Origin of the sequence: Phytobacter sp. V69 (genome assembly GCF_965644215.1) — a bacterium.
Lineage (GTDB): Bacteria > Pseudomonadota > Gammaproteobacteria > Enterobacterales > Enterobacteriaceae > Phytobacter.
On the sequence record NZ_CBFFRL010000562.1, the window covers coordinates 1 to 308 of the forward strand.

A 308-nucleotide genomic window follows, 5' to 3' on the forward strand; every position below is an offset into this window, starting at 1 on the left:
GGCCTCATTTCTCGCTGCCGTCCAGATCAGATGCATCGCTCTCTGGGCTAAAATCTTGTGACGACACTATCTAATGCTGCGACTGAAAATTCACTGTTTCGTCGCACTCATTCTGGTTGCCCTGTTTGTTGGCCTGGTTCAGGGCATGAGTGTATTAGGCGTACTCGGTTCAATTAAATCCGGCGTCGGCGGCACACTCAGTAATCTGGCGCTCATTATGGGCTTTGGTGCGACGCGAATTCAGATAATAAGTGCAACGCTCGGACATGATTGTGGAGAGTGTAGGAGGAAGGGTTAACTACCGATAA

The 308-nt window shown here is 49.7% G+C and carries 1 pseudogene; it reads left to right on the forward strand.

What is annotated here, in order from left to right:
* Positions 1-73: 73 nt before the first annotated feature.
* Positions 74-289, forward strand: a pseudogene (locus tag ACSZPU_RS26440) (GntT/GntP/DsdX family permease); the annotation flags it as partial.
* Positions 290-308: the final 19 nt, after the last annotated feature.